The organism is Nocardioides sp. SRI_004 (assembly GCF_057586415.1).
In genome coordinates this window covers 136,694-145,178 of sequence record NZ_JBYCZV010000015.1, presented here as the reverse complement: position 1 = coordinate 145,178, position 8,485 = coordinate 136,694, and the positions used below count along the sequence as shown (strand labels likewise).

Genomic DNA, 8,485 nt, shown 5'->3' with positions numbered 1-8,485 from the left:
GCGGACGTCGTACCGCTGATCGACGCGCGGCGCTCGAGCCGGTCGAGGCGGGCCATCACGCCCTCGGTCGTGTGGTCGGCGGCCGGCAGCAGGATCCGCGCGCAGATCAGCTCGAGCAGCAGCCGGGGCGCGGTCGCGCCGCGCATGTCGGTGAGGCCGGCGGCGACCAGGTCGGCGGCGCGGGTGAGCTCGGCTCGGCCGAACGCGGCGGCCTGCGCGACCAGGCGGTCGGCCTGGTCGCCGGACACGTCGAGCAGGCCGGAGGCGGCGGCGTCCGGGACGGCGGAGAGGATCACCAGGTCGCGCAGCCGGCGCAGCAGGTCCTCGGTGAACCGGCGCGGGTCCTGGCCGGTCTCGATGACCTTGTCGACGACGCCGAACACGGCGGAGCCGTCGCCGCTCGCGAACGCCGACACGACGTCGTCGAGGAGGGTGTCGGGGGTGTAGCCGAGCAGCCCGCTGGCCAGCTCGTAGGTGACGCCCTCGGGGCCGGCGCCACCGAGCAGCTGGTCGAGCACCGAGAGGGTGTCGCGCGCGGAGCCGGCGCCGGCGCGGACGACGAGCGGCAGCGCGGCCGCCTCGATGGAGACGCCCTCGCGGTCGCACAGCTCGGTGAGGTACGACGTCAGCAGCCGCGGCGGGATCAGCCGGAACGGGTAGTGGTGGGTGCGCGAGCGGATGGTCGGGATGACCTTCTCGGGCTCGGTGGTCGCGAAGATGAAGCGCAGGTGCGGCGGCGGCTCCTCGACGAGCTTCAGCAGGGCGTTGAAGCCCTGCGTCGTGACCATGTGGGCCTCGTCGATGATGTAGACCTTGTAGCGGCTCTTGACCGGCGCGAAGAAGGCCTTCTCGCGGAGGTCGCGGGCGTCGTCCACGCCACCGTGGGACGCAGCGTCGATCTCGATGACGTCGATCGAGCCCGGGCCGTTGCGGGCCAGGTCGCGACAGCTCTCGCACTCACCGCACGGGTCGGCGATCGGCGCCCGCTCGCAGTTGAGCGCACGGGCGAGGATCCGGGCGCTCGTGGTCTTGCCGCAGCCGCGTGGGCCGGAGAAGAGATAGGCGTGGTTGACCCGGTTGCCGGCGAGCGCAGCCCGCAGCGGCTCGGTCACGTGCTCCTGGCCGATCACCTCGGCGAAGGTCTCGGGCCGGTAGCGGCGGTAGAGCGCGAGCGGGGAGTCCACCCCTGAACACTAACGAGCGGCCCCGACACCCGACAGGGCGGCGGCCCCGAACGGCCTCCGGAGACGAAGAGGCCCCCCGCACACCCGATAGAGCTCACTTACCCTTGCTGCCTTCCGGCCCTGGGGGAGTTGGGTGAGATACCGCCGCGCGGGGGGTTGCCCCCACTCTAGACGACCCTCCCGGGCGCTCCGAACTCCGGGCACCACCGACGACGACTCCCCCGCGGCCACCGGCGGGCCACGCGATTTCCGGCTGCCGGTCGGCGACCGGTAACCTCCTCGGCGGAGGTATCGCCTAGTGGCCTATGGCGCACGGCTGGAATCCGTGTTGGGTTAACGCCCTCGGGGGTTCGAATCCCCCTACCTCCGCCGTCACAGGAGCCCCGGTCCGCTGGACCGGGGCTCCTGTCGTTCCGTCCCCCTGCGCCTTTCCGGATGTCCATGCAGCGGATCCGAGGGCTGGGATAGCGTGTGCCTCCCAGCGAACCCCCGGCCTCGGAAGGGCACGATGCAGTCGAGCAAGCTCCGGATCCTCGTCCTCTGGCTCAAGCACCTGATCCGCCGCGCGATGTGGGCGATCGAGGGCGAGAACCACGCCCGCCTCCGCGCCGGCGAGAAGCAGGGGCGGGTCACCATGGGCCCGCACTCCCGGCTCAACGGCATCCCGATGATCCGCCTGCTCCCGCACGACGACACCCGCCTCACGATCGGCGACTACAGCTCGATCGCCGAGGACGCCTATGTCATCGTCGGCGGCGGCCACCCGATCACCACGGTGACGACCTACCCCCACCGGATCCTGTTCGGCATGGAGGGCGCGGGCCAGGACGGCTTCCCCCGCAAGACGGCCGACAGCTTCATCGGGTCCGACGTCTACCTCAACCACGGCGTGATCGTCCACGGCGGCGTCCGCATCGGCCACGGCGCCTGCATCGGCTCGGGCGCCGTCATCACCAAGGACGTCCCGGACTACGCCGTCGTCGGCGGCGTCCCCGCCAAGGTCATCCGCTACCGCTTCTCGCCGGAGCAGATCGAGGCGCTGCTCGAGATCGCCTGGTGGGACTGGCCCGAGGACGAGGTCCGGGCCGCCGTCCCGCTGCTCGCCAGCGAGGACATCGACGGGTTCATCGCCTACGCCCGCGAGCGGCAGGCCGCCGGCGCCGTACCGGCCCCCAAGGTCGGGGACGCCGTCTACAGCTGACGCCGAAAGCGACAGTGGACAGGCCGCGGCCGGATTCCTAGGCTCACGACGCGGCGAGCTCGGGGCGGCGCCCGACCCGAGGAGCCGCCGTGGCCGACCCGACCATCCACGAGGTCTGCGTCGTCGGCGCGGGGATCAGCGGCCTGAACGCGCTCGTCGTCGCGGCCGGCCACCTGCCCCGCAACGCCCCGGCGGTCGTCGTCGACGTCCGCCCGCGTCCCGGCGGGATGTGGGTCGACACCTACGACTACGTCCGGCTCCACCAGCCGCACCCGATCTTCACGGCAGGCAACATCAAGTGGCAGCTCGATGCGCCACCGAGCCACCTGGCATCGCGCACGGAGGTCCTCGACCATCTGCGCCACTGCCTCGACGTCGCGGGGCGGAAGCTCACCCTCGACGAGCGGTTCGGCTGGGCCTACACCGGCCACACGGAGACCGACGGCCTCGTCGAGGTGAGGCTGCAGGGGCCGGACGGCTCGGAGCACACGGTCATCACCCGCCGCCTGGTCAAGGCCTTCGGCCATCAGGTGCAGCCGAACCCTCCCCTGTCGACCACCAGCTCCCGGGTCCGGAGCATCACGCCGGAGACCCTCGACCTGGACGCCGTCCGGAGGGGTGACGAGCCGGTGTGGATCGTGGGCGGGGGGAAGACCGCGATGGACGCGGCCCACCGCATCCTCACGGAGGCCCCCGGTCGCGAGGTCCACCTGTTGGCCGGCCCCGGCACGATCTTCGCGCGGCGCGACACCTTCTTCCCCACCGGCGCCCGACGCTGGTGGGGCGGCACACCGATCAACACCATGGTCCGCCAGGTCAGCGACCGCTACGACGGCACCAACGAGGTCGCGGTGAGCGACTGGTTCCGGTCGACGTACGGCACTGGTCCCGTCGCCGATGCCGTCAACTACCTCAGCGCCTACCTGTCCGAGGCGGAGAACCGGGTCATCACCGACGGGCTCCGCACCGCCGAGCGCACCTACTTCGCCGACGCCGTCGACCGCGACGACGGCGACGTGGACGTCGTGGACCGTGCCGGCCGCTCCCGGCGGACGGCGCCCGGCAGCTGGATCCTCAACTGCACCGGCTCCCTCCTGCGCGAGGTCCATCCCTACGAGCCGTACACCTCGGCCACGGGGAACGTGCTGTCCATCCAGATGCGCTCGAGCACGTTCGGCGGCTTCACCGCCTTCGCCGGCTACTACATGACCCACCTGATGTTCCATGGCCGGCTCCACGACCTCCCGCTCTACGAGCTGGACCTCGCCCAGCTGCAGCGGGAGGCGCCGTCGGTGGTCATCTACGCCTCCATGGTCCTCACGATGCACAACCTGAGCCTGCTGGTCGACACCTTGCCGAAGCGGGTCATCATGCAGTGCGGGCTGGACTTCAACCTGTGGTACCCCGTCCCGCGCCAGGTCGCCGGCGTGGCCCGCTTCCTTGCCACCCATCACCGCAAGCGACGCCACGACCAGCGCACGCTCGACACGATCGCCACCCGCTTCGGCGTGCGCAGCGGCCCGTTGACCCACGCCGCCACCGGGGCCTGAGCCCGGCGAGGGCGATGTCGTCAGGTGGAGGAACGCCCGCGCCGTCGCGCCAGGACCGGCCGCAGGACCAGCAGCACGACCAGCGCGCCTCCCCCGCCGAGACCCCACCAGACCGCGTCGCGCCGCGTGCCCGCGAGCAGGTCGGCACGCTCCGCCGGCACCGTCCCGCGTGGCACGACCTCGTTGCGGCGGGCCTGGCCCGCCATGCTCTCGACCGGACGCTGCAGCGCCTCGACCGGCTGGACCACGCCGAAGCCGGTGAGCGGGCTGGCCTGGCCGTTGCCGCTGGCGGTGGCCTCCAGCCGCTTGCGCAGCTCGTCGGCGGTGTCGTCGTCGTGGACCGACCAGACCAGCGCGGCCACGCCGGCGACCTGGGCCGCTGCCCACTCCGTCGATCCCTCCGTGACGACGCACCAGCCGCCCTGGACGCCGATCGACACGGATCCCGCGCCGGGGGCCGCGAGGTCCACGGCCGAGTTGCGCAGCGCCCGGGCCTGCCACTCGGGCGAGGAGATCCCGACGGCGACGACGTCGGGGTCGGCGGCCGGCCAGACGTCGGCCGCGGCGTCCTGACCGGGCTTCACCTCGGCGTACTCCTCGAGGAAGCCCGCTCCCTCCGCCGGTACGTCGCCCGCCGGGGCGATCACCAGCGCGCCCGCGCGGTGCAGGCGGGCGAGGGCGTCCTGCAGGTCGTCCGAGCCGGCCACGACGGCAGGGACGAGCACGATGGTGCGCCCCCGGACGTCGACCTCGTCGAGCGCCCTCGCCAGGGCACCCGACGAGGGCGTGCTCTCGCCGTCGCTCTCCTGGCCGCGCGGCACGTCGTAGAACTTCGCCGGGACGACGTCGGCGGCGGGCGCGATGCCGGCATCGACCGACGGGTCGGTCTGGGGCTGCCCACCGACGATCCCCGCGGCGGTCAGCCCGTGGGCGCTGGCGAGGTCCGGACGCGCCCCCAGGGCAGCCCCACCCGGGATCTCGGTGTCGACCACCACGACCCGCACGCCCTGTCCGGGACGGCGGTCCGCACGGGCGGCGATGGCGCTCGCCTCCGGCACCTGCAGCGCCTCGCTGGCCTCGTTGACGCCCTTGACCTTGCGGTCGGCGTCCTCGCCGGTGGCCAGGCAGTCCGGTCCCTCGGCGAGGGCCGCGGCAGCGGCCGGCACGGCCGACGCCGGCGCTCCGGGCGCGAGCGGCACCGCCAGCGCGGCCACGGCGAGCACCGCCAGCCGCGCGCCGGCCCGGCCGCTCACGCGCACGCCGGACCGACCGAGTCGCCGACGTCCTCGGAGGGCGTCCGGGGCGGGCAGAGCGCGTCGAGGAGCGACAGGTCCGGGCCCGGCGTGAACAGCTGCAGCCAGGTGGACGGTACGACGACCTCCGGGACGCGTCCGTAGCCGAGGTTGTCGACCTCGGTCATGCCGGCGATGGAGTAGCTGCGGCCGCCGTCGTCGACCAGGTGGACGGTGCCACCGCTCGAGGTGTCCCAGTCGGCCGAGCGCACCACGGCGCCGTACCCGGCCTCGACGCTGACATTGCTCTGGCCGGCGCTGACGTCGCCGATCATCGCCGAGCCCGACGGGAAGGTGGCGAGGAGCACGGCCGGCTCCTCGTCCTCGCCGGTCTTCAGCACGCCGCAGACAGTGTCGGTGCGGCGGGCGGAACCCCCGGCGATGGCGTCCTCGGGCCACGACGACGCGTCGTAGGGAGCGGCGACGACCTTGAACGCGCCACCCTCGCCGACCTGCTTGATCGGTCGCGGCATGTCGTCACCGATCGGGGTGCTGCGCAGCACCGCGAACGCGAACTCGCTCAGCTGCACGAATCCCTTCTTCGTGACGGCGTAGAACTGGCCGCTGCGCTCGTAGTAGTCGCCGACCCGCGCCGTCGTGTAGCCGGGCAGGGGGACCCGCTGGCCCCAGTCGTCGAATCCCAGGCCGGCCTCGGTCAGCGCGCCGCCGGTCGGGAAGAGCCCCAGCCAGGCGTCGGGCACGACGATCTCGTCGCTGGCCTCGACCTTGAGGTCGGCGTACAGGCCGTCGGGGTTGGCGGGCGCGGCGTAGCTGTAGGCGCGCACCGGGTGGCCCGGCACCTCGGCCTGGGCGATCAGGTAGCGCTTGCCGCTCGGCTCGCCACGGACCACGAAGCCGAGCTCGGGGGTCTCCTGGACCGACCGACCGGGGCGGACCTCGGTCTGCACGCCCTTGCCGGTCGCGGTGCACGACACCCAGCCGCTGTTGAGGAGGTTGCCCGCGCCGGGAACGGTCGGCGGTGCGTCGAGGATGCCGATCGACGGGCCCTTCTTGCGCTCGGCGAGGACGTCGTCCGGCACGCTCTTGGTCTTCACGTCGGCACCGAGGATGAGCTGCGCGGAGGTCACGTTGATCACCGGCCGCAGCTGCTCCTGGCCCTGCGACTGCTCCTCGTCGAGGATGACGTAGAGCGCGCCGTGGTCGTCGGTGACCAGGCCCGGGCTGTCCCAGTCGACGGTCGGGCGCTTCGTGAGCGCGCCGGCCACGGCAGCGCCTGCGATCAGCAGGATGGCCAGCGCGACGCCGCCGACGATCATCCGGCCGGGGCGCGCCGGCTCGACCTCCCGGCCGCCGGGCGCGCCCGAGACGAAGGCCGTCACCAACCGGCGCCGGCTGAACGAGTAGGCCTCGACGAGGTCCTTCTTGGTCGCCATCAGCGCAGCCCCATCAGTCGAGCGCCTTGTGCACGGTCTCGAAGAGGCCGACGGCCACGACGAGCAGCGGGAGCAGGGCGATCAGCGCCGTCGACTCGAGGACGTCGCCCAGGCGGCCGCGGCGCACGGAGGGCGCCGACGGCGTCAGGGTCGCCGCGAGGAGCACGGCGCCGGCGACGGCCAGCACGACCGCGAGGGTCGGGCGCCAGTCGCCGTGCAGGGCGAGGACCGCCAGCGCGGTGGTGGCCAGTCCGGCGATGCCGGCGGTCAGGCCGACCAGGACCTCGCTGCCGGTGCGGTACTGGCGTGTGCGGAGCATGACGATCAGGCAGGCGTCGACGGCCAGCAACGTGCCGGTCACGCCCAGGCTGACGGCCAGCGGCGCGACCAGCACGATGAGCACGCCGACCGTGCCGGTGATCGCGAGCAGGATCTCGTGCGCGATCCGGGCATCGGCGGCGACCTGGTCGCGCTCGATGTCGTCCGGGTCGGCCGTGAGGTCGGCGGTCGAGTAGATCTGGTCGATCCGCGTCGAGGTCGCGCCCAGGGCGAGCCACGGGAAAACGCTGCCCGCGAGCACGACCAGGCACAGCACCACCGTCAGCAGCTCGGCCGCGCCGAAGCCGCCGCCGTCGCGCGAGTCGAGGTAGAGACCGATCGCGAGCCCCAGCGCACCGATCACGACCGGCGGGAAGACGAGGGTTCGGCCGGCACCCAGGCCGATCACGCAGACCAGGCCGGCGACGAGCGCGCCCGCTCCGGCGAAGGCGAGGGGCTGTCCCAGCAGCGCGGTGTCCTGCGGCGCGAACATCACGCCCGCGACGGCGGCGTACCCGGCTCCGAGCCAGGCGACGCCGACCGCGGCCTCCGGCTCGTGCTGGGCACGGGACAGCACCACGGCGCCGGCGCAGAGGGCCAGCGCGACCACGGCGGTCGCGGCAGCGGCGAGGTCGGAGCCGCGCTGCACCAGGAGCGCGGCGGCGCCGAGGGCGAGGAACAGCCCCGCCGCGAACAGGGCGGTACGACGCCCGGATGACGCCTGCCAGGGCTTGAGGTCGTTCTCGACGACGTCCGACATCGCCTCCACGACGTCGTCGTAGACCCGCGGCGGCGGGTCGTCGACGCCGGCCGTGACCGTGAGGAGGCCACCGTCCTCGACGCCCTGGAGGGTGAGCCCGGTGTCGGGCACCAGCCGTCGCCCGTCCGCGGTGACGACCCGGTAGCCACCGTGCACGGTGGCCGGGTCGAGCAGGCCGACGCTGCGCGCCAGCTCCGGCAGCAGCTCGGCGACGGGGACCGCGCCGGGGAGCACGAGGTCGACCCGACGGGTGCCCGAGGTGACGGTGACCCGGACCAGTCCGGAGGCGACCGCCCCCGGCGCCCGACCAGCTTGTGTCATCTGCTCACACCTTCCCGAGAGACCGAGGTGCCATCGTGGCACGGCGGTTGCGGCCCGTACGGGCCGGGACATGGCGGAAGGGCCGACGCGTGGCGTCGGCCCTTCCGTTGACCAGCAATCGAACCGACCGGCTCGATCAGAAGTCGAAGCGGCTCGCGCCGCGCTTGTCGGCGGCGAGGTACTCGGCGTTCGACTGGTAGACGGTCTGGTGGCTGCGGTCGAGCAGGTCCTTGAGCTCCTGCATCGCCCAGTCCCAGGCGGCCTTCGCGGACTTGTAGGCCTCCTGCTGGTCACCGGACCAGGTCGCCACCTTGGGAGCGACATCGCTCTCCAGGCTGTTCAGGCTGTCGTCCATCTTCTTGACGGTGTTGTACATCGCCTCAGCGGCGGCGTCGAGCTCGCCGTGACGAACCCGCAGGCCGTCGAGTGCACCGAAGTCAGCGCTCATGATCTTGTCTCCTCAGT

The 8,485-nt window shown here is 73.0% G+C and carries 7 protein-coding genes, 1 tRNA gene and 1 other RNA gene; 3 read left to right on the top strand and 6 right to left on the bottom strand.

Annotated elements, in window-relative coordinates:
* On the bottom strand, positions 1-1,184 hold a 1,184-nt coding region (locus AC2YHB_RS19850), incomplete at its 3' end, for a DNA polymerase III subunit gamma and tau (RefSeq protein ID WP_487354513.1).
* Positions 1,185-1,251: 67 nt separating this feature from the next.
* An RNA gene (gene ffs, locus AC2YHB_RS19845) (signal recognition particle sRNA small type) lies at positions 1,252-1,342 on the bottom strand.
* Between the two features lie 126 nt (positions 1,343-1,468).
* Between ffs and AC2YHB_RS19840 the strand changes: the two genes are divergently transcribed.
* The 3 genes from AC2YHB_RS19840 (at position 1,469) to AC2YHB_RS19830 (ending at position 3,935) form a co-directional block, all read left to right on the top strand.
* Positions 1,469-1,553 (top strand) — tRNA-Ser (locus AC2YHB_RS19840).
* A 139-nt stretch (positions 1,554-1,692) separates the two neighbouring features.
* A complete protein-coding gene (locus AC2YHB_RS19835) occupies positions 1,693-2,385 on the top strand; it encodes a CatB-related O-acetyltransferase (RefSeq protein WP_051932803.1) in 693 nt (230 codons plus the stop codon).
* Between the two features lie 89 nt (positions 2,386-2,474).
* Complete coding sequence (locus AC2YHB_RS19830; RefSeq protein WP_487354512.1) at positions 2,475-3,935, top strand: NAD(P)/FAD-dependent oxidoreductase; 1,461 nt, start codon at positions 2,475-2,477, stop codon at positions 3,933-3,935.
* A 20-nt stretch (positions 3,936-3,955) separates the two neighbouring features.
* On the opposite strand, the gene AC2YHB_RS19825 is transcribed toward AC2YHB_RS19830, so the two are convergent.
* From AC2YHB_RS19825 to AC2YHB_RS19810, 4 genes are all read right to left on the bottom strand, one after another.
* The gene (locus tag AC2YHB_RS19825) at positions 3,956-5,188 is read right to left on the bottom strand and encodes a S8 family serine peptidase (RefSeq protein ID WP_179649039.1); all 1,233 of its coding nucleotides are present in this window, start codon (positions 5,186-5,188) and stop codon (positions 3,956-3,958) included.
* Positions 5,185-6,621: a type VII secretion protein EccB gene (gene eccB / locus AC2YHB_RS19820; RefSeq protein ID WP_036549958.1), complete on the bottom strand. Its 1,437-nt coding sequence runs from the start codon at positions 6,619-6,621 to the stop codon at positions 5,185-5,187. Before eccB ends, AC2YHB_RS19825 begins: the two co-directional genes overlap by 4 nt.
* Before the next feature lie 13 nt (positions 6,622-6,634).
* On the bottom strand, positions 6,635-8,020 hold the full coding sequence (gene eccD / locus AC2YHB_RS19815; RefSeq protein ID WP_179649038.1) for a type VII secretion integral membrane protein EccD: 1,386 nt from the start codon (positions 8,018-8,020) through the stop codon (positions 6,635-6,637).
* A 136-nt stretch (positions 8,021-8,156) separates the two neighbouring features.
* Positions 8,157-8,468 carry a WXG100 family type VII secretion target gene (locus AC2YHB_RS19810; RefSeq protein ID WP_051932801.1) on the bottom strand — a complete coding sequence of 104 codons (312 nt, stop codon included), beginning with the start codon at positions 8,466-8,468 and terminating at the stop codon, positions 8,157-8,159.
* Between the last annotated feature and the right edge of the window lie 17 nt (positions 8,469-8,485).